Genomic DNA, 18,602 nt, shown 5'->3' on the forward strand with positions numbered 1-18,602 from the left:
GTGCGGCGCCCTTAACTTGGATCGGATTGCTGCAGAATGTGCAGCTTTACGCCCCGACGCGGCGGCGCGTCAGCCATCCCGCTCTCGTCGCGCCCATTGCGCGGCCGAAGCTCGCCTGGGCGGCCCCAGAAAATTGCGTGGCCTTGCCGCGCATCACCAGCGCACGATCGCCGCTGGCGCGACCCCAAAGCTGCTGCACACGTCCCTTGATCTGGCGATAGACGCCTTCCATGCGATCCGCGTTCATTGGGCCCTCCGGGCTGAATGAAACATTCTGTAACGATACTCGCAGAGAACGCTGAACGGCAGATGACAGTTCGAACTGTCCGCTAAGATTTTCGTGATCGGCGCCAGGCGTCCGCCGCAGCTTTCGCCGCACGCTTCCCGACCTGATAATTCCTGACGCTCTCGCTTTGGTCCGTCCTTGCAGTCCTCTCCTCGCCCAGCGCTCGATCTCGAAGACCTCGCCGCCCGCATCCGCCGCGGCGAGCGGGCGGCGCTCGCGCGCGCCATCACGCTCGCCGAATCCCGCCGCGCCGACCATCAGGCCGATGCTCGCGCGCTGGTTCAGGCGCTGCTGCCTGAGACCGGCAAGGCGATCCGCGTGGGCGTCACCGGGGTGCCAGGCGTGGGCAAGTCCACCACGATCGACGCGCTCGGCAGCCGGCTGACGACCGCAGGCCACAAGGTCGCGGTGCTCGCCGTCGATCCTTCCTCAACGCGCACTGGCGGCTCGATTCTCGGCGACAAGACGCGTATGGCGCGCCTTGCCCTTGATCGAGCCGCTTACGTTCGCCCCTCCCCCTCCGCCGGCACGCTCGGCGGCGTCGCCGCCAAGACGCGCGAAAGCATGCTGCTGCTGGAGGCCGCGGGCTTCGACGTGATCCTGGTGGAGACTGTCGGCATTGGACAGTCGGAGACCGCCGTCGCCGACATGACGGACGTCTTCCTCGTCCTCATGCTGCCCGGCGCGGGCGACGAGCTGCAGGGCATAAAGAAGGGTGTCATCGAGGTCGCCGACATCATCGCCGTCAACAAGGCCGATGGCGACGGCGCGACCCGCGCGAAGGACGCCGCGGCAGATTACAGCGCAGCGCTCAGAATCCTGTCTGGGGCCGGCGGCGCATGGATTCCGGAGGTGCTCACCATCTCCGGCCGGGAAGACATGCGCCTTGACGTTCTCTGGGACCGGGTCGTCGCCTGCCGCGACGCCCGCGAGCGCGCTGGCGAACTGAAAACCCGCCGCGAGAAGCAGCAGGTCCGCTGGATGTGGACAATGGTGGAGGCGCGCTTTAGGGAGCGCCTCGCAGAAGACCCCCGGCTCGCCGCACGCGTGCCGGCGCTCGAGCGCGACGTCGCCAGCGGGGAACTCGCGCCGACTGTGGCGGCGGACGAGATCGCAAAGGTGCTGGGGTTTTGAGGTCGTAGGGCCAGATATCCACCGGCGCGCGACGCATTCCCGAATTGGCGCTTCTCGCTTGTTGCCTTATCTCGCCCTCCAGCATGAGGAGAATTCTACATGGCGGACAAGGCCTTGATCGCAGGGGCGAGTGGCATCGTCGGAAGCTCGGCGGCTGCGCTGTTCGCCGAAGAGGGCTGGCAGGTCTACGGCCTCGCCCGAAAGCCTATTGAGGTCGAGGGCCTGATCCCGGTCGCGGCGGACCTTCAAGACCCCGCATCGCTCAAAGCGGCGCTCGAGGGCGTTGAGCCCACGCACGTCGTGTTCGCGAGTTGGATGCGCCAGTCGACCGAGCAGGAGATGATCCGTCTCAACAGCGCAATGGTTCGCAATCTTCTCGACGCGCTCCAGCCCGCGGGCTCGATCAGGCACGTCGCGCTTGTCACCGGGCTCAAGCATTATCTCGGGCCGTTCGAGGCCTACGGCAAAGGCAAGATGCCGCCGACGCCCTTCCGCGAGGAGCAGGGGCGGCTCGACGTCGCCAACTTCTATTACGCGCAGGAAGACGCGGTGTTCGAAGCCGCCGAGCGCGGCGGCTTCGCCTGGAGCGTGCACCGACCGCACACGATGATCGGACAGGCCGTCGGCAACGCCATGAACATGGGCACGACGCTCGCGGTCTACGCTTCGATCTGCAAGGAGACCGGACGCCTGTTCCGCTTCCCCGGCTCGCCCGAGCAGTGGCGCTTTCTCACCGACATGACGGATGCGCGGCTCCTCGCGCGGCAGATCCTCTGGGCGTCCACCGAGCCGGACGCGGCGAACGAGGCGTTCAACGTCGTCAACGGCGACGTTTTCCGCTGGAGCTGGATGTGGCCGCGCATCGCCGGCTGGTTCGGTATCGAGGCCGAAGCCTTCGACGGGACGGTGCGGCCGCTCGAAGAGCAGATGAAGGACGACGCGCCAGTTTGGAAGGAGATCGCCGAAAGGCGCGGCCTTGCAGAGCCAGATCTCGATCGGCTGATCTCCGCCTGGCATACGGACGCCGATCTTGGTCGTCCGATCGAGGTCGTCACCGACATGAGCAAGAGCCGGAAGCTCGGCTTCCTGGACTACCAGCCGACCGACGAGGCGTTCTTCGATCTTTTCGAGCGGCTTCGGACCGACCGGCTGATCCCCTAGGCCCTCAGCGCCGGCCTCACTTCCCGTCCCAAAGCCCCAAGCGCCGCCGCGGCGATCGATTTGGCGTCGAGACCCGCCTCGATGATCTGACGCTCGGGCTTGTCGTGGTCGATGAAGCGGTCGGGTAAAGCGAGGGTGCGTATCTTCAACCCGCGGTCGAGCACGCCCTCCGTCGCCAGCAACTGGAGCACGGTCGCGCCGAAGCCGCCGGCGGGGGCGGCCTCCTCGATCGTGATCAGCACCTCGTGCTCGCGGGCGAGCCGCAGGATGAGATCGCGGTCGAGCGGCTTCATGAAGCGGGCGTCGGCGACCGTGGTCGAGACCCCCTTGAGCGCGAGCTCCTCCGCGGCGTCGGTCGCCGCCCGAAGGCGCGTGCCGAGCGAGAGCAGCGCGACGGTCGCGCCTTCACGGACGACGCGGCCGCGTCCAATCTCCAGCACATGTCCACGAGCCGGCAGTTCAACGCCCACGCCCTCGCCGCGGGGATAACGGAACGCGCTCGGGCCTTCGTCGTAAGCGGCGGCGGTCGCTACCATGTGGACAAGCTCGGCCTCGTCGGCCGGCGCCATCACCACGAAATCGGGCAGACAGCCGAGATAAGCGAGGTCATAGAGCCCGGCATGGGTCGCACCGTCTGCGCCGACAAGGCCCGCCCGATCGAGCGCAAAACGGACGGGCAGTTTCTGGATCGCGACGTCGTGGACCACCTGGTCGTAGGCTCGTTGCAAGAAAGTCGAATACAGCGCGCAGAACGGCCGCATGCCTTCGGTGGCGAGCCCCGCCGCGAAGGTCACGGCGTGCTGCTCGGCAATGCCGACGTCGAACGTCCGCTCAGGGTAAGCCTTGGCGAACAGGTCGAGCCCTGTGCCGCCGGGCATCGCGGCGGTGATCGCGACGATGCGATCGTCTGCTTCAGCCTCGCGGATCAGGCTCTCAGCGAAGACGCGCGTGTAGGTCGGCGCGTTGGCGCTAGATTTGGTCTGCGCGCCGGAGACCACGTCGAAGGCTGAGACGCCATGATACTTGTCGGCCGAGGCCTCCGCCGGCGCGTAGCCCTTGCCCTTCTGCGTCACGACATGGACGAGGATCGGACCGAGCTCCGCGTCGCGCACGTTCTTGAGCACGGGCAGCAGGTGATCGAGATTGTGGCCGTCGATCGGGCCCACGTAGAAGAAGCCGAGCTCCTCGAACAGCGTGCCGCCCATCGCCCAGCCGCGGGCGTATTCCTCAGCCCGCGCCGCGCCGCGCTCGACGAATTTCGGCAGCCGCTTCGCGAGTCCGCGGCCGATATCGCGCAACGAGAGGTAGGTGCGGCCGGAGACGAGGCGCGCGAGATAAGCCGACATCGCGCCCGTCGGCGGCGCGATCGACATGTCGTTGTCGTTGAGGATGACGATCAGCCGCGAGTTCAGCCCGCCGGCGTTGTTCATGGCCTCGTAGGCCATGCCGGCCGACATTGCGCCGTCGCCGATCACGCAGACCACGCGATTGTCGGCGCCCTTGAGGTCGCGCGCGACGGCCATGCCGAGGCCGGCCGAGATCGAGGTCGAGGAATGGCCGGCGCCGAACGGGTCGTATTCGCTCTCTGCCCGGTTGGTGAAGCCGGACAGGCCGCCGCCACGGCGCAGCGTGCGGATGCGATCGCGCCGACTGGTCAGGATCTTGTGCGGATAGCACTGGTGGCCGACGTCCCAGATCAGCCGGTCCTTTGGCGTATCGAAGACGTGGTGCAGCGCGACCGTCAGCTCCACCACGCCGAGGCCGGCGCCGAGATGGCCGCCGGTGACGGAAACCGCGTCGATGGTCTCGGAACGCAGTTCGTCGGCGAGCTGAGGCAGCCTGTCTTCCGGCAGCGCGCGAAGATCGGCGGGAACGCGGACGGAGTCGAGCAATGGCGTGGAGGACGTGTCGGCCAAAGGGGCTCGCATCGCACCAAGGTTGAAAGATCGAGGGTTACATCACCCTCATGTCGGGCGCAAACCGCACAGGCGCTAGGGCCATGGCGCCATAGTCTCACTGACTTCACGGCGGAATTGAGCCTTCGCCGTCCGAGCGCCGCAAAGCAACGAGAAGAAGTCGTAGGACGCGCGCTTGTCGTTCGCCATCACGAACTGGAAGTGGATGCGGAAGGCGTTGAGAGAGCGGCTCATGGCGACGACCTTCGATCTTTCGAGCATATCGTTCAGCCGTATGCGGACGAAGCGCGGATTGCGACCGCCCTTCTCGAACCCCAATTCCTCCGTCGGCGAGCGCCGGGAGAAGTTGAGCGCGTCGAAATGCCCGACGACCTCGGCCCAAAACAGCCGCTTCTCGTGCGCGAGGCGAGCGATCCTGTCCCGTAGCCAACCGGCCCCTGGGTGCATCGCCACCAACAATTCGGCGACGCCGACAGTGAGCAGCGCGACCTGCGACTTCCGAGTCCCGAGACCTTCATCCACCTGGAAAGCGCGAGCGACGGCGTCGATCGCCAGGAAGCTGCCGGAGGAGTGGCCGACGACCAGGATCTCATCGTTTGATTCCGCCCGGTCGATCTCCGAGATGCGCGCCGCGAAAGCGTCGAGACGGCGTTCGAAAGCGGGATCTGAGCGGAGCCGGTAGCGGCGCTGGGCGCTCCAATCGTCGAGCAGATGGATCGCGAAGAGGCCAGAGCCTTGGAGCGCCTTGAGCGCCGCCACGAACACCCCTGCCCCCACGAGGGCGCCCAGAGCCAAGCCAGACACGCTCGGCGCAAACGCGACGATCACGGCGGCTGCAGCGGCGCCTGCAAGGACGCAGCCGAAGATCCAGAGGAAGGGATAGAGATAGGCGAAGCCGAACCAGGGAGCCGCGCGCCAGACCCGAGCCAGCAGGCCGGAGGAGATCGCGTCGCCGAGCGTCGCCGCGCCCTCTACCAGCTTGTGGCGCAGCGAGGTTCGGAAATCCGCGCGGACGAAATCCTCCCAGGCCAGGGTCTCAAAGGTGGTGACGGCGGTCGCCTCGCGCATCCGGGTCGTCAACGTCCACGTCGTGGGCGGGCCATCGGGAAGCGCTGGACGGATCGGAGAGACATCGACCTCGACGCCCCATACGCGGGCGAAGCGCGCGGCTTCGCGCGAGACGAGCGCATGATGGCGCTCGGGTCCCTCCGGCGCATAGCCCGGGATATAGAGGACATGGCGGGCGAGCCGGGCAAAGCCCTCTGCGCTCGGCGCCGCTTCGGCGAGATACTCTGTCACGCGGCGGCTTCTAGCACGACACAGCGAGACCGACATGCCTTGGACGACTGGCCGCAGCGCGTCGCGGGCTTATCTAGCAAGCGGATGATAGGAATCCGGGGACGACGTCTTGCATTGCTCGCCCTCGGCGTCGTCGCGTTCACGGCGGCGAACGCGGGAGGTTCCCGCATAGCGTTCGCCGCCGGCGCTTCCCCATCGATCAGGCTCGTGCAGTTCCGCTTCCCCTGGGAGGCTCAACGCCGTCCGGCGAAGCGGGCGAAGCGTCCCGCCAAACCGAAGTCGAAGCCGGCGGCTCCTGCGCGTGAGCGCAGCCCCGCCACAAAGCCCGCGCAGCCTCCGACCGCAGCGGCGGCCGCGCCAGCTGCGCCCACGCTGCTCGCCCCTCCAGGTCTTCTGGTCTTCTCCGGGCCGAAGGGTGCGGAAGCGGATTGGCGCGCGCTCGCAGCTCAAATTCCGCCGCCCGAGGCCGCGCCTCCGCTTCCGCCAGAAGGCCCTGCGCCTGCGCCGATGTGGGTCGTCGCGCTGATGCCTCCCGCGACGCAGCCGGTGGAGCAGACGGACGAGACTGAACTCGAGCGGGACCACGTCCCCCTGCCGCCCCGCCGGCCGGGCTCCGAGACCGCGACGTCGCAGGAGGCGGAGACGCCGGCCGCGCCGCTGCCGCCGGAGAAGCCCGGCGACATGAAGAGCGCGGCGCTCATCCCGAAGGCGCCGCTGCCGGCCGGGCCCGCCGAGCCCGGGCCGCCCGACCTGCCGCTGCCTGAGACCGCGCGGGAGGACGATCCAGACTGCCAGGCGTTGGACAAGTCCGACGTCGTGATCTCGAAGCCCCTGCCGTCGATCGAGGGGCCGGGCGTTTGCGGCGCCGGTCCCTTGGTCGAGTTGTCCGGCGTGAAGACGAAAAACGGCGAGACGATCGATCTCAAGCCCGCTGCGACCCTGCGCTGCGAGATGGCGCGCGTGGTGGCGGCCTGGCTTCGCGACGACCTCGCGCCTGCGGCCTCCGCCGCCGGCGTCACGCTGGCGCGGCTCAACGCGGCCGGTTCCTATTCATGCCGCGGCCGCAACAACGTTTCCGGCGGCAAGATGAGCGAGCACGGCAGAGCGAACGCGCTCGACGTCGCCGGCTTCACGATGGCGGACGGCAAATCGTACGCGGTTTACGCCAAGGACATGCCGGAGACCTTCGCTTCCGTCCTGCGCGGCTCGGCCTGCGGGCGGTTCAACACAGTTTTGGGAGAAGGCTCGGACGCCGCCCACGCGACCCACCTCCATGTCGACCTCCAGCCGCGCAAGAGCCGTCACAACAAGCTCTGCCAATGGGATGGTGACGAGGAGCCGGAGCCGGCGAAAGAAGAGAAATCTGAGGACGCGAAGTAGGCTTTCAGCGAGTTGGCGCGACGCTCGCCTGAGCTTCGCCGCCGAAAGCGAGACTGCCGACGCCGGACGCGCCGTCGCGCTCATAAGCGGCGCGCACGAGGTTCACCACGTGACGCCAGCGAGGAACGCGTTCGCAAGCCATGCCGTGCGCGGCGCCGAGCGTCCGCTCCGCGCGGTCGATGATCTGCGCGCACTCCTCTTCCGAGGAGACCGCTATGCGCCGGTATTCCGGCCAGTCCGCGGAATAGCCGCCGGCATTGAGATAGACGACAGGGGTCAGCGCCGCGAAAGCCACCGCGGCGAGCGTTACGCCGGACAGGGCGAGCCGCATACTGGTTGATCCACGAGGGAGTTCGACCGCGCCATTACGAGAGCGCGAGCTTAACGTTCCACCAAAGTCGGACGGCGTCCAAAGGAATCTTTCGCTTCCCGCGCCGGGCGGCGGCCGGTCCGCTTACATCGCGGCGCGCTTGCGCTTAAAACCTTCGTCGAACAGATCGAATGGGAGCGGACGGCATGGTCAGCAATCTTCAGGCGCGCGACGCCGCGACGGTCCTGCACCCTTATTCCAACCTTGCGACCCTGCCCTCGCAGGGCTCGCTGATCCTCGAGCGCGGCGAGGGCGTGTTCGTCTACGACGTCGACGGCAAGCCCTACATCGAGGGAATGGCGGGCCTGTGGTGCAACGGGCTCGGCCATGGTCGCGAGGAGCTGGTCGAGGCCGCTGCCGAGCAGATGCGTAGGCTGCCCTTCGCTCATCTCTTTACGGGCAAGAGCCACGATCCAGCGATCGCGCTTGCGGAGAAGCTGAAGGAGCTCGCGCCGATGAAGGCCGCAAAGGTCTTCTTCTGCAACTCGGGCTCGGAGGCGAACGACACCCAGGTCAAGCTCGTCTGGTACGTCAACAATGCGCTCGGCCGGCCGCAGAAGAAGAAGATCATCAGCCGTATCAAGGCCTATCACGGCGTCACGGTCGCAAGCGCGAGCCTCACCGGCCTGCCGAACAACCACATCGATTTCGATCTGCCGCTTCCTCAGGTCCGCCACGCCGGCTGCCCTCACCATTATCGATTCGCGGCGCCCGGCGAGACCGAGGAGGATTTTGCGACCAGGCTTGCGGCCGAACTCGACGCGCTGATCGAGGCGGAGGGGCCGGAGACCGTTGCGGCTTTCATCGCCGAACCGATCATGGGCGCCGGCGGCGTGATCGTGCCGCCCGCGACCTACTTCGAGAAGATCCAGCCGGTGCTGGAGAAGCACGACGTGATGCTGATCGCCGACGAGGTGATCTGCGGCTTCGGCCGGCTTGGCGAATGGTTCGGTTCGACCGCACTCGGCATGAAGCCCGACACGGTCTCGGTCGCGAAGCAGCTCTCTTCGTCCTATCTGCCGATCGCGGGCGTCATCATCCCGGACTGGATCGACGAAGCGCTGACCTCGCAGAGCGCCAAGATCGGGACCTTCGGTCACGGCTACACCTATTCCGGCCATCCGGTCGCTGCCGCCGTCGCGCTGAAGACGCTCGAGATCTACGAGCGCGAGGACATTCTTGGCCATGTCCGCAGGATTACCCCGCATTTTCAGGCGAGGCTGAAGGCGCTCGGGGAGCATCCGCTGATCGGCGAAGCCCGCGGCATGGGACTTATAGGCGCGGTCGAGATCGTCGCCGACAAAGCCTCCAAGCGGCTGTTCGACCCCAAGACGGGAATGGGAACAAAGATTGTCGGCCTCGCGCAGGAGGAGGGCCTGATCGTGCGAGCAATTGGCGACGGCATTGCGGTCTGCCCGCCGATGGTCATCACCGAGGCCGAGATCGACGCGCTGTTCGACCGACTTGGCCGCGCTCTCGACCGCGCCGAGGAATGGGCGACCGGCGCCGGCGCGCGAGCCGCCGCCTAGGACCACTGGGCCGGCTTGGCGAAGGCGACGGACGGGTTTACCCGTCCGCGAGCCGCTTCCGCATCCAGAACTGGCTATTGTCTCCCGGGAAACCTTCGAGCTTCCCGAACACCTCATACCCCTGTCGCCGATAGAAATCCGGGGCTTGGAAGCTGAAGGTGTTGAGGTACGCGTTCCTGCATCCTCTGTCCGCGGCCGCGCGTTCAGCTGTGCGCAGCAGCGTCGATCCCAGGCCGGCGCCGCGAGCGGCGTCGTCGACCCAGAGGCAGACGACGAAGAACCAGGTCCACAGCACGACGCCCTGCAAACCGCCGATCACCGCGCCTTCGGCGTCGCGCGCGACGATCCAGACCGGCGGCGACGACGGATCAGGACCCACCTGCGCTACGTTATAACGACTGAGCCCATCGGACACCGCGTCCTGCGTCGCCTGATCAGGCGCATCCTCGATTTCGATCCGAACGCTCATGTCGCCTCGATCCGCCTGACCGTGAGCCAGGCGACCTTCTTTAAGAGCTCCCACCCTCATCGTCGATCTCGCCACTTCGCCTCGACTCGTGGTTTGATCCCTTGCGAGCGGCGACGCCGCGGCGGGGCTTTGATTAGGCATGGACGCGAGGACGATGGGCGCGAACGTCGCGAGCGCGCCAGGGGTTCGTCCGCGATTTCACGGCTCGGCGCGGGCGCTGGCGGCCGTCATGCTTAAGGGCGGCCTGCTGACCTTCATGACGCTCGGCCTCTCCATCCGCGAGGCGCGGGCATGAGCGCGCCGTTCGCGCTGAGGCCGCGCGGCCGATCGCGGCTGGCGGGCGCCGCGCTCGCGCTCGCGTGGTTCTCGATCCTCGTCACGCTTTACGCGCTCGTCCTGCTGAGACTGCACGCCGTCGAAGCGTTTTCGGGCTTCGCCGCCTTCCTTAGCGGGCTGGCGCTTGCAGCGCTCGCGGCGCTGCTCGGGATCCTCGCGATGGTTCTCGTCTGGCGCAGCGGCCGGCGCGGCGGAGTCCGGGCGTTCGTAGCGGTGGTGCTTGCAGCTTGCGTGCTCGCCGGCCCAGCCTATGTCGCCGGCCGCAACATCTTCGCGCGGGGGACGGACGACGTCTCGACCGATCTCGCCGATCCCCCGCGCTTCGATCGCGCCGGTCGGGACCGCGCTTTCGGCGAGCGGCCGGCGCCCGGCCCAATCGTTCCCGCCCCGGAGGCGGACAGACAGCGCACGGTGTTCCGCGATCTCGCGCCGCTCCGCCTCGCGCTTTCGGAGGGCGATGTCGCGGGGCTAGCGCTCGGCCTCGTCGAGGCGCGCGGCTGGCGCTTGCTGGGGCCGACGTCGTTCCCGCGCGGCGGGCCGCCGACGGGGCGCATCGAGGCGATCGCGCCGTCGCCGATCCTCGGGATCCGCGATGCGGTCTCGATCCGCATCCGCCCGGACGCCGAGGGCGCCCGCGTCGACATGCGGTCGGTCTCAAGGCTTCCGGGCGTCGATTTCGGCACGAACGCCAAACGGATCGAGAGCTTTCTGGCCGACCTCGCCGCGGCGGCGAACGCCGCGCCCTAAGGGCCTCACGCCCGATAAACCCCGTCGATCCGCGCCGGGCCATCTGTCGCCGCCTCGCCGCGGGCGACGAGGTCTTCGAGATGGGCGAACACCGACAGCCCCGCGGCGCGCGACAGCCGCGGGTCCAGCCCGCGATAGAGTTCGGCAACGAGTTCCGGGATCGTCCGGGCTCCGAGCGCCAAGCGGCCGCGGATCGCCTGCTCGCGCATCAGCCGATGACCGAGAAGGTGGCGCGAGAACTGCCGCGCGTTCCTCAGCATCGGCCCGTGACCGGGGAAATAAACCTCCTCGTCGCGGGCGATCAGCTTCCTGAGCGACGCGACGTAAGGGGCCATCGCCCCGTCCGGCGGCGCGACGACGGTGGTCGACCACGACATCACGTGGTCGCCGGAAAACAGCGCGCTCGTCTCCGGCAGCGCGAAGGCGAGATGGTTCGCGGTGTGACCGGGCGTCTCGACCGCGACCAGCGTCCAGCCAGGACCCGCGATCGCATCGCCGTCCGCCAACGCTTGGTCCGGACGGTAGCGGCCGTCCGCGCCTGCCTCGAGCGGATCGCCCTCGCCATCGAGCGACGCGCGGAAAGCGCGATGCGCGGAGCAGCCGACGAGCGGCGCGCCGACCTCCGCCGCCAGAATAGCCGCGCCGCCGGTATGATCGAGGTGGGTGTGGGTCGAGACGACGTGAGTGATCGTCTCCGACCCGACGGCCTCTAGGATCGCCGCGCGGTGTGCGGCGTGGTCTGGACCAGCGTCGACCACCGCGATCTTTCCTCGGCCGACCAGATAGCTGGCGCTGCCGGTGAAGGTGAAGGGCGAGGCGTTCGGCGCGATCACCCGGCGCACCAGGGGGGCGATTTCGACGACCTCTCCCGGCCCGGCGTCGCGCGACCTGTCGAATGCGAAGTTGTCGCTCAAAGCCGCTCTCGCTTCCGCCGGGAAGCCTCCCATCGCCGTCGGCGCACGCCGCGTCAACCCCTCGTCGCCGCGCTGGCGTCCGGCGGCGTCGCAATGATAGCTAGCGCGCTCCACACACGCCGGACGCCCGATGAGTCTCGTAGCCGAAGCCGACACGCAGGCCCTCTCCCGCCGCCTCAAGGCGGAGACGACTGAGGCCCACGCCGCTCTCGACGCCGCGATCATGGCCAAAGCGCCGTTCGCCTCCCGCGAAGCCTATGGCCACTTCCTCGTCGTGCAGCACGCCTTCCATGCGGAGATCGACCGGCTGATCAACGACGTCGACGCCGCCGTCCTGCCCCGGGCCGACCGGCGGTTCGGCCAGATCGAAGCCGACCTCGCCGATCTCGGCCTGGCGCCCGCCGCGCCGTCCGTCCCGCGCGTCTTCGAGCCCGGCCAAACGGTCGATCCCGCCCGCGCGCTCGGCTGGCTCTATGTCGCGGAAGGCTCCAACCTCGGCGCGGCCTTCCTGCTCAAGGCGGCGGCGGGGCTCGGTCTCGACGAAGCCTTCGGCGCCCGTCATCTCGCCGGCGCGCCGGAAGGCCGCGGCGCCCGCTGGCGCGCGTTCAGCGCGGCGCTCGACGCCGTCCCGCTCGATCCAGCCGGCGAGACCCGCGCGATCGAAGGCGCCCGCGAGGCTTTCGCCCATGTCCGCGCGCTGGTCGACGTCGCCTTCTGATTCTGCGCGAATGCCCGACTCGCGTTAACGGTCTCGCTTCCTCTTCCAGAGCGACCGCCATGCCGGATTTCCGGTTCCTCCACGCAGCCGACCTGCATCTCGACAGTCCGCTGCTCGGCCTCGCCGGCCGCTCGCCTGATTTCGCGGCGCGCGTCGAGGAGGCCTCGCGCGCTGCGCTCGACGCCCTCGTGGCGCTTGCGATCGGCGAACTGTGCCGCTTCGTCCTGCTCGCGGGCGACGTGTTCGACGGCGACCTCCGCAACATCAAGGCCGGCCTGTTCTTCGTCTCCCGCATGCGGAAGCTGAACGACGCCGGCATCCCCGTTTTCATCATCCTCGGCAATCACGACGCCGAGAACCGCTTCATGGCGCGGCTGGAGTTCCCGGAGAACGTCCATCTGTTCTCGACGAAGAAGGCCGAGACGCGGACGATCGAAGGGCTCGACGTCGCGATCCATGGCCGCAGCTTTCCGCAGCGCGACGTGGTCGAGAACATCGCGCAGGAATATCCGCCGCCCTTGGCCGGAGCCTTCAATGTCGGCCTGCTGCACACCGCCTGCATCGGCCACGAAGGCGAGCACGCGGCCTACGCCCCCTGCTCCGTCGAGCAGCTCAGGAACCACGGCTACGACTACTGGGCGCTTGGCCACATCCATGACCGGCGCGTCCTCAGCGAGCGGCCGCACGTGCTCTATCCCGGCAACCTGCAGGGCCGCAGCGCGCGCGAGACCGGACCGAAGGGCGCGACGCTGGTCCATGTCGCGGACGGCTTGGTCGACAAGATCGAGCACCGGGACCTCGATTCCGTGCGCTGGGCAAACCGGACGGTCGACGTCGCAGGCGCCGAGACGTTGAACGATGCGCTCGCCGCGATACGTGCCGCGATGGACGAGGAGACGGCGACGAGCGACGGCCGGCCGCTTGCGCTCAGACTCAAGCTCACCGGCGTGACGTCGCTTCACGGGGAACTCACGCTGAAGCGCGCCTTGCTGCGCGACGAGGCCGAGACCATCGCCGCCGGCCTGTCGGCCGAAGTCTGGCTCGAAAAGCTGTCGCTCGCCACCAGGATGCCCCCAGCGCCCGCCGGAAGCGTCGATCCCACCGTCGCGGGCCAGATCGCGGCGGGCGTCGCGGGGATCGCGGAAGATCCGGCTTTCACCGAAAAAGTCGAGCTCAGGCTCGCCGAACTCAAGGCGAAGCTCCCAGCCTCCGCCCGCGCCGAAGAGCTGTTCGCTCAGCTGCGCGAAAGCGCCGGCGCGCGGGCGCGCGATCTCGCGCTCGCCATCGTCGAAGGCAAAGTGACGGGCGACGATGCGCTTCGATGAGATCGCGATCGAGCGCTACGGGGCGTTCGAAAGCCGCGCGCTGACGCTGCCGAAGACCGGGCTCTCGGTGATCTACGGCCCGAACGAGGCAGGCAAAAGCACGACGCTCTCCGCGATCGGCGACTTCCTGTTCGGCGTGCCGCCCCGAACCGTCCGCGGCGCGGTGTTCGGAAACGACGCCATCCGAATTCAGGCCACGCTATCCCGCGCCGATGGATCGAGCCTCACGCTGCGCCGGCGCAAGGGAAATGTTCGGACGCTGACAAACGGCGACAATTCCATCGTCGAAGAGGCGGCGCTCGCCACGCTGCTCGGCCCGACGAACCGCGACCGCTTCGAGACGCTGTTCGGCCTTGACCACGAACGCCTGCGCCGCGGCGGCGAGCGCCTGCTGCAAGCCGACGGCGAAATCGGCCGGCTGATCGTGGAGGCCGGCGGCGGGCTCTCCGCCCTCGTCGCGCGGCTCAAGGCGATCGATTCCGAGATCGACCGCCTGTTCGCGCCGCGCCGCTCCGCCGACCGCGCGTTCTACAAGGCGCTCGACGCCTTCGAGGGCGCGGATCGCGAGGCGAAGGAAGGACTTCTGACGCGTGAGAAGCACGAAGCCGCCCGCGCCGCTCAGGCCGCGGCCAAGGGCGAGGAGAACAGGCTCGGAGAGGAGCGTCGGGCGCTGGCGCTCACGCTTTCCGCGCTGGAGCGGACCGCGCGCGTCATTCCGCTACTGCGCTCGCTCGACCAGGCCGAACAGGCGCTCGCTGCGATCGACGCGCCAGCGCTGCCCGAAACCTTCGACGCCGACGTCTCGGCGGCGGTTGCGGCGCTGACCCAGGCGGAAGCCGCGCTCGCCTCGGCGGAGGCGGCTTCCGAAGTGCTGAACGCCCGCCTTGGCGCGATCGCCGTCGACGACCGGCTGGTGGCCGCCGAAGCCGAGATCCGAGACGCCGCGGAGCGCGCGACCCACCTCGCCAAGCAGCGCGACGACAGGCCGAACCGCCTGAAAGAGCTCGGCGAGACCAGCGCCAGGCTCGACGGGCTGCGGCGCCGGCTCGGGCTTGGGCCGGACGAAGACCTCGGCCCGCGCCTACCCGCCGAGGAGGCCGTGAGAGCTGTCGGGGCGCTTGCGGGCGCAGCGCAGCGCAGGGCTCCCGCGGTTGAGAACGCGCACCGGGCGATCGCCGAGGCGGAGGCCGAGATCGACGCGCTTGACGCCCGGATCGCCGCGGAGCTTCGCGCCGGCCGCGGCGCGCCAGTTGGGGTGTCGACGGCCGAAATCGCCGGGCTTCCCGGCGCGATCGCGATTGCCGAGACCAAGCGCGCGCAGGGCGCCGCGGCGGAAGCCGGCGCCGAAGCGGCGGCGCGTGCGCTCGCCTTTGCGGACGTCGCCGCACTCGAAGCGCTGTCCTGCCCAGACCCGGACTGGCTGGCGCGCGCCATCGCCCGTGACGAGACGGCGGAGACCGAGCGGCTTCGGCAGACGACGCTTAGAGCGGACGCCGAGACCCGTCGCGACATCGCGCTGTCCGACGTCGCGCGGCTCGACATGGGCCGCGAGGTCGCAAGCGAGGCCTCGCTCGCCGCCGCCCGCCAGATCCGGACCGAGGCGTGGCGCCCGATCCGCGAGGCGCATCTCTCAGGGCAGGCGTCGTCGAGCGATCCGGAGACCAGGCGCTTGGAGGCGGACGCGCTCGAGGCGGCGTTCGCGACCTCAGACGACATCGCCGACCGCCGCGCCGCCGAGGCCGAGCGCGCGGCGGGGCTGGCGCAGGCCAAGCGCCGCCTGAGCGAAGCGGCGGCTGCGGCGGAAGCCGCCGAACGGGCGCTGCAGGCGATCGAGGCCGGACGCGCCGAAGCGCGAGCGGAACGCTCCGCGGCTTTCCCCGACGCGGACGCCCGCGCGCCCGAACTCGGCGGCCTCAAGGCGCTCGCCGAACGCCGCCGCGACATCCTCGCTGCGACCCGTGAGGCGCGAAGCCTTCTTCGGGACGCGGAGGCAGCGCGCGCCCAGCTTTCGGGGTCGCTTGCGGCGCTCGATTTCGCGGAGCGGGCTTGCGGCCTCTCCCCTCAGCCGAATGAGCCGCTCCCACACCGGGTGCGCGCTACGCTTGCGGCGGTCGAGCGGCACGACCACGCCCATGCCGAACATATGCGCGACCTCGCCGCGCGCGAGAAGACGGCTGCGCGGCTTACAGCCGAGCGCCGGCAACTCACGATGCTCGAGGCGGAGGAGTCGATCTGGCGCGAGGCGTGGGGGCCGGCCGTCCGCAGGCTCGGCCTCGACGTGACCGTCTCGGCCGACGACGCCGCGGCGGCCGCGGTCGAATGGTCGGGCGCCCGAGGCGTAATGACGGCGCTCGACCTGATCCGCGACCGCATCGGCAAGATGGACCGCGACGAGGCCGAGCTTTCCGACCGCATCGCCGCAATCGGCGACACGGCCGGCGTCGCGTTGCCCGACGATTCGGTCGCGGCGGCGCGAATGCTGTTTGCGCATTTCGCCGAAACGGACGGCCGCCGCCGCGATCGAGAAACTCTGGCTCCCGACGCGAAGGAAGTCGCTCTCGTCCTCGACCGTCGCCGCGCCGAGCTGGACGAGCGGCGGGCCGAGATCGACCGGCTCGCCGAAGCCGCCGGCGTGGCCACCGATGACGGCGCAGCCCTCGCGGCGGTCGCGGCCCGGCACGCCGAGCGGCGATCGCTCGCGCAGGAGATCGCCCGGCTGACGGAGGGTCTCGCGACCGCTGGGGACGGACGCTCGATCGATGATCTCAGGCAAGCCGCCGCCGGGCGCGATCTCGACGAGGTCAAAGCCGACGCCGAAGCGATGCGAGCTCAGGTTCGCCGCACGGACGAGGACCATCACGACGCCATCCGCGCCGAGCACGACGCCCGCGCAAGCCTCGACGCGCTGGCGACGCAGGAGGGCGTGAACCGCGCGATTGTCGCCCGCGAAAGCGCGACCGCGGAGCTCCACGAGGCGGCGGAGCGTTACGTCGAGCTGTCGCTCGCCCGAGACCTCGTCAACGAGGCGATCCAGAAGGTGCGCGCCGAGCGACAGGACCCGCTGGTGGCGCGCGCCGGAGAGCTGTTCGCGCTCGCGACCCGCGGCGCCTATGCCGGCGTCGGCGCGGATGTCGACGACGGCGGTCAGCCGGTCGTCGTCGGTCGTCGCGCGGACGGGCGCACCGTCCATGTCGCCGCAATGAGCGACGGCACGCGCGACCAGTTGTTCCTCGCCTTCCGGCTCGCGAGCCTCGAAAGCTATTGCCGTGCGGCCGAGCCCCTGCCCTTCGTCGCCGATGACGTGCTCGTCCACTTCGACGACGACCGCGCCCAGGCCACGCTCGACCTGCTGGCGGAGTTCGCATCCGTCACGCAGGTGCTGCTGTTCACCCACCACGCCGGCGTGCGCGACATGGGCGCCGCGCTCGCGGCCCAAGGCCGGTGCGGTCTGGTGGAGATCGGCGGCTGAGTTAAGCCGCGCCTAGTTGAGCCTGAACTCGGCCTTAACCGGCGCGAAGTCGGCCGGGCCGATCAGCGCCTTGTGGCCGACGCGCACCGAATGCAGCATGCCCTCGATCTCGCGCCGCCACCAATCGAGAAAGCCGCGCAGCACCGGGTATTCCGGCGCGCGATCGTACTCCTGCCAGACATATGATTGCAGAAGCGCCGGATGATCCGGCAGCCGGTAGAGGATCTCGGCAGTCGTCAGGCCGAAACCGTCGATCTGGCGGGCAAAGTCCCCGTCGCTTACAGAACGTCCGCATCCGTTCATGGGTCGCGCTCCATCGCCTTTACGGCGCGGGGTCCGACGCGCCGCACAAATACTGTGTTACGCCTTGCTCCTCCATGACAATCCCAAGACGTTAACAACGCTTTAACCAGATTCTTTTGGCAGCCGGACCTCGCGAGTGCTGCGATCGGACAGGGCGACGTCCGACGGTCCGACGTCTGCGTAAGGCTGGGGCGCCTGATGTCAGAGCCTTCCTCCGGAGCATGCCCGATGCGTTTCGTCCTCGCCGCCGCCTTCTTCGCGCTCTCGGCAGGCGCGGCCGACGCCCAAAGCTGTTTCCGCGAGTGCCTCTCGGGCAAGCTCGAATCGTCCTCCGACGACATCGCCATCCGCGACGCCGCCAAGGAATGCAGGGGGACGTGCGACGCGCGAACGCGCGAGGCGATGGACGCGAAGGGCGTCGGTTCGAAGCTCGACGGCTGCAAGGCGACGCCGCTGACGCTGGAGGAGTTCCGCAAGGTGCGCTCGGCGAGCCCGTCCTACACCGTGGAAGCGGGCACGTTCACTTGGGAGGCCAAGAATCCATTTCCGGACAGAGCGTTGACGCGGATCGAGGTGACGGCGCAGAACATGGACCTCAACGACATGGCCTTCACCGCGACCGGACTCGTCCCGCCGTCGGGCGAAGCCACGTTCGTCATTCCGGGCTTCTTCGACGGCTATCCCGCCGTGCGTTTCGCGGCCAAGATCAAGACGATCTGGGCCTGCGACCTCAAATAATTTCGGACCACGAATGACCCGTCTCTTCACCATCGGCTACGAAGGCGCGACGCCGAACGCGCTCGCCGACGCGCTCGCGACCGCGGGCGTCGAGACGCTGGTCGACGTGCGCGCGGTCGCGAATTCCCGCCGGCCGGGCTTTTCCAAGCGCGCGCTCGCGGCGCAGGTCGAGGAGCGCGGCGTCGGCTATCTCCACATGCGCGCGCTCGGTACGCCTGCGGACGGCCGCGCCGCCGCGCGCAGCGGCCGCCACGACGACATGCGCCGCATCTTCGCCGCTCATCTCGAGACCGACGCCGCGAAGGAGGAGCTCGCCGCCCTCAAGGCGTTGACGCGGACGGGGAAGAAGCTCTGCCTGCTGTGTTTCGAGCGCGAGTCCGAACACTGCCATCGCCTGATGATCGCGGAGCGCGTCGACGCCGAGCTCGACATCGAGATCGAGCACCTGCACGCGCTGCCCGCGACCTTCGAGCGGCCCTGACCCCAAGCCGCGTTGCGCAGTCCGAGC

At 69.0% G+C, this 18,602-nt stretch carries 18 protein-coding genes; 11 read left to right on the forward strand and 7 right to left on the reverse strand.

All coding sequences use genetic code 11. The features are described 5' to 3' along the window. Window positions 1-46: 46 nt before the first annotated feature. Window positions 47-247: a CsbD family protein gene (locus tag EYR15_RS01400; protein ID WP_131001098.1), complete on the reverse strand. Its 201-nt coding sequence runs from the start codon at window positions 245-247 to the stop codon at window positions 47-49. Window positions 248-424: 177 nt separating this feature from the next. On the opposite strand from EYR15_RS01400, the gene meaB reads away from it, so the two are divergent. Both meaB and EYR15_RS01410 read left to right on the forward strand, forming a co-directional pair. After that, the gene (gene meaB, locus EYR15_RS01405) at window positions 425-1,420 is read left to right on the forward strand and encodes a methylmalonyl Co-A mutase-associated GTPase MeaB (RefSeq protein ID WP_131001099.1); all 996 of its coding nucleotides are present in this window, start codon (window positions 425-427) and stop codon (window positions 1,418-1,420) included. 99 nt (window positions 1,421-1,519) lie between these two features. Further along, complete coding sequence (locus EYR15_RS01410) at window positions 1,520-2,581, forward strand: SDR family oxidoreductase (RefSeq protein ID WP_131001100.1); 1,062 nt, start codon at window positions 1,520-1,522, stop codon at window positions 2,579-2,581. Here EYR15_RS01410 and dxs read toward each other — a convergent pair. Together dxs and EYR15_RS16910 are read right to left on the reverse strand one after the other, a co-directional pair. Beyond that, window positions 2,578-4,497, reverse strand: coding sequence for a 1-deoxy-D-xylulose-5-phosphate synthase (dxs, locus tag EYR15_RS01415; protein WP_245498088.1), 1,920 nt, complete (start codon window positions 4,495-4,497; stop codon window positions 2,578-2,580). The genes EYR15_RS01410 and dxs overlap by 4 nt on opposite strands. 75 nt (window positions 4,498-4,572) lie before the next feature. Beyond that, window positions 4,573-5,796 carry a hypothetical protein gene (locus EYR15_RS16910; protein ID WP_165455390.1) on the reverse strand — a complete coding sequence of 408 codons (1,224 nt, stop codon included), beginning with the start codon at window positions 5,794-5,796 and terminating at the stop codon, window positions 4,573-4,575. A gap of 114 nt (window positions 5,797-5,910) precedes the next feature. Here EYR15_RS16910 and EYR15_RS16915 point away from each other — a divergent pair, with 114 nt between their 5' ends. Beyond that, on the forward strand, window positions 5,911-7,176 hold the full coding sequence (locus tag EYR15_RS16915; RefSeq protein ID WP_165455391.1) for an extensin-like domain-containing protein: 1,266 nt from the start codon (window positions 5,911-5,913) through the stop codon (window positions 7,174-7,176). A 4-nt stretch (window positions 7,177-7,180) separates the two neighbouring features. Here EYR15_RS16915 and EYR15_RS01430 read toward each other — a convergent pair whose 3' ends face one another. After that, a complete protein-coding gene (locus EYR15_RS01430) occupies window positions 7,181-7,507 on the reverse strand; it encodes a hypothetical protein (protein WP_131001104.1) in 327 nt (108 codons plus the stop codon). A 185-nt stretch (window positions 7,508-7,692) separates the two neighbouring features. Here EYR15_RS01430 and EYR15_RS01435 point away from each other — a divergent pair, with 185 nt between their 5' ends. Continuing rightward, entirely contained in the window at window positions 7,693-9,075 is a 1,383-nt protein-coding gene (locus EYR15_RS01435) for an aspartate aminotransferase family protein (RefSeq protein WP_131001105.1), read from the forward strand. Window positions 9,076-9,112: 37 nt separating this feature from the next. On the opposite strand, the gene EYR15_RS01440 is transcribed toward EYR15_RS01435, so the two are convergent. Next, the gene (locus EYR15_RS01440) at window positions 9,113-9,544 is read right to left on the reverse strand and encodes a GNAT family N-acetyltransferase (RefSeq protein ID WP_131001106.1); all 432 of its coding nucleotides are present in this window, start codon (window positions 9,542-9,544) and stop codon (window positions 9,113-9,115) included. A 139-nt stretch (window positions 9,545-9,683) separates the two neighbouring features. Between EYR15_RS01440 and EYR15_RS16920 the strand changes: the two genes are divergently transcribed. After that, window positions 9,684-9,839, forward strand: a complete 156-nt coding sequence (locus EYR15_RS16920; protein WP_165455392.1) for a hypothetical protein — start codon at window positions 9,684-9,686, stop codon at window positions 9,837-9,839. After that, window positions 9,836-10,627: a DUF1499 domain-containing protein gene (locus EYR15_RS01445; protein ID WP_131001107.1), complete on the forward strand. Its 792-nt coding sequence runs from the start codon at window positions 9,836-9,838 to the stop codon at window positions 10,625-10,627. Before EYR15_RS16920 ends, EYR15_RS01445 begins: the two co-directional genes overlap by 4 nt. A 5-nt stretch (window positions 10,628-10,632) precedes the next feature. Here EYR15_RS01445 and EYR15_RS01450 read toward each other — a convergent pair whose 3' ends face one another. Beyond that, complete coding sequence (locus EYR15_RS01450; RefSeq protein WP_245498089.1) at window positions 10,633-11,541, reverse strand: MBL fold metallo-hydrolase; 909 nt, start codon at window positions 11,539-11,541, stop codon at window positions 10,633-10,635. 130 nt (window positions 11,542-11,671) lie between these two features. Here EYR15_RS01450 and EYR15_RS01455 point away from each other — a divergent pair, with 130 nt between their 5' ends. The 3 genes from EYR15_RS01455 to EYR15_RS01465 are packed head-to-tail and all read left to right on the forward strand — an operon-like array spanning window position 11,672 to window position 17,053. Beyond that, window positions 11,672-12,259 (forward strand): biliverdin-producing heme oxygenase, encoded by a 588-nt coding sequence (locus tag EYR15_RS01455; protein WP_131001108.1) that lies wholly within the window; start codon window positions 11,672-11,674, stop codon window positions 12,257-12,259. A gap of 59 nt (window positions 12,260-12,318) precedes the next feature. Then, window positions 12,319-13,584, forward strand: coding sequence for a metallophosphoesterase family protein (locus EYR15_RS01460; protein WP_131001109.1), 1,266 nt, complete (start codon window positions 12,319-12,321; stop codon window positions 13,582-13,584). Next, entirely contained in the window at window positions 13,571-17,053 is a 3,483-nt protein-coding gene (locus tag EYR15_RS01465) for an ATP-binding protein (protein ID WP_131001110.1), read from the forward strand. The genes EYR15_RS01460 and EYR15_RS01465 overlap by 14 nt, the downstream gene beginning before the upstream one ends. A gap of 12 nt (window positions 17,054-17,065) precedes the next feature. On the opposite strand, the gene EYR15_RS01470 is transcribed toward EYR15_RS01465, so the two are convergent. Then, entirely contained in the window at window positions 17,066-17,356 is a 291-nt protein-coding gene (locus EYR15_RS01470; RefSeq protein ID WP_131001111.1) for an usg protein, read from the reverse strand. Between the two features lie 228 nt (window positions 17,357-17,584). Between EYR15_RS01470 and EYR15_RS01475 the strand changes: the two genes are divergently transcribed. Both EYR15_RS01475 and EYR15_RS01480 read left to right on the forward strand, forming a co-directional pair. After that, entirely contained in the window at window positions 17,585-18,094 is a 510-nt protein-coding gene (locus tag EYR15_RS01475) for a hypothetical protein (RefSeq protein WP_131001112.1), read from the forward strand. Window positions 18,095-18,107: 13 nt separating this feature from the next. Continuing rightward, a complete protein-coding gene (locus tag EYR15_RS01480; protein ID WP_131001113.1) occupies window positions 18,108-18,575 on the forward strand; it encodes a DUF488 domain-containing protein in 468 nt (155 codons plus the stop codon). The last annotated feature ends 27 nt before the right edge of the window (window positions 18,576-18,602 follow it).

It is taken from the genome of Hansschlegelia quercus, assembly GCF_004310425.1.
GTDB lineage: Bacteria > Pseudomonadota > Alphaproteobacteria > Rhizobiales > Methylopilaceae > Methylopila > Methylopila quercus.

Excerpts from the sequence above, each read along its gene's own strand:
- EYR15_RS01400 (WP_131001098.1), bottom strand. The coding sequence starts at position 247 with ATGAACGCGGATCGCATGGAAGGCGTCTATCGCCAGATCAAGGGACGT.
- EYR15_RS01410 (WP_131001100.1), top strand. The coding sequence starts at position 1,520 with ATGGCGGACAAGGCCTTGATCGCAGGGGCGAGTGGCATCGTCGGAAGC.
- EYR15_RS01430 (WP_131001104.1), bottom strand. The coding sequence starts at position 7,507 with ATGCGGCTCGCCCTGTCCGGCGTAACGCTCGCCGCGGTGGCTTTCGCG.
- EYR15_RS01435 (WP_131001105.1), top strand. The coding sequence starts at position 7,693 with ATGGTCAGCAATCTTCAGGCGCGCGACGCCGCGACGGTCCTGCACCCT.
- EYR15_RS01440 (WP_131001106.1), bottom strand. The coding sequence starts at position 9,544 with ATGAGCGTTCGGATCGAAATCGAGGATGCGCCTGATCAGGCGACGCAG.
- EYR15_RS16920 (WP_165455392.1), top strand. The coding sequence starts at position 9,684 with ATGGACGCGAGGACGATGGGCGCGAACGTCGCGAGCGCGCCAGGGGTT.
- EYR15_RS01445 (WP_131001107.1), top strand. The coding sequence starts at position 9,836 with ATGAGCGCGCCGTTCGCGCTGAGGCCGCGCGGCCGATCGCGGCTGGCG.
- EYR15_RS01455 (WP_131001108.1), top strand. The coding sequence starts at position 11,672 with ATGAGTCTCGTAGCCGAAGCCGACACGCAGGCCCTCTCCCGCCGCCTC.
- EYR15_RS01460 (WP_131001109.1), top strand. The coding sequence starts at position 12,319 with ATGCCGGATTTCCGGTTCCTCCACGCAGCCGACCTGCATCTCGACAGT.
- EYR15_RS01465 (WP_131001110.1), top strand. The coding sequence starts at position 13,571 with ATGCGCTTCGATGAGATCGCGATCGAGCGCTACGGGGCGTTCGAAAGC.
- EYR15_RS01470 (WP_131001111.1), bottom strand. The coding sequence starts at position 17,356 with ATGAACGGATGCGGACGTTCTGTAAGCGACGGGGACTTTGCCCGCCAG.
- EYR15_RS01475 (WP_131001112.1), top strand. The coding sequence starts at position 17,585 with ATGCGTTTCGTCCTCGCCGCCGCCTTCTTCGCGCTCTCGGCAGGCGCG.
- EYR15_RS01480 (WP_131001113.1), top strand. The coding sequence starts at position 18,108 with ATGACCCGTCTCTTCACCATCGGCTACGAAGGCGCGACGCCGAACGCG.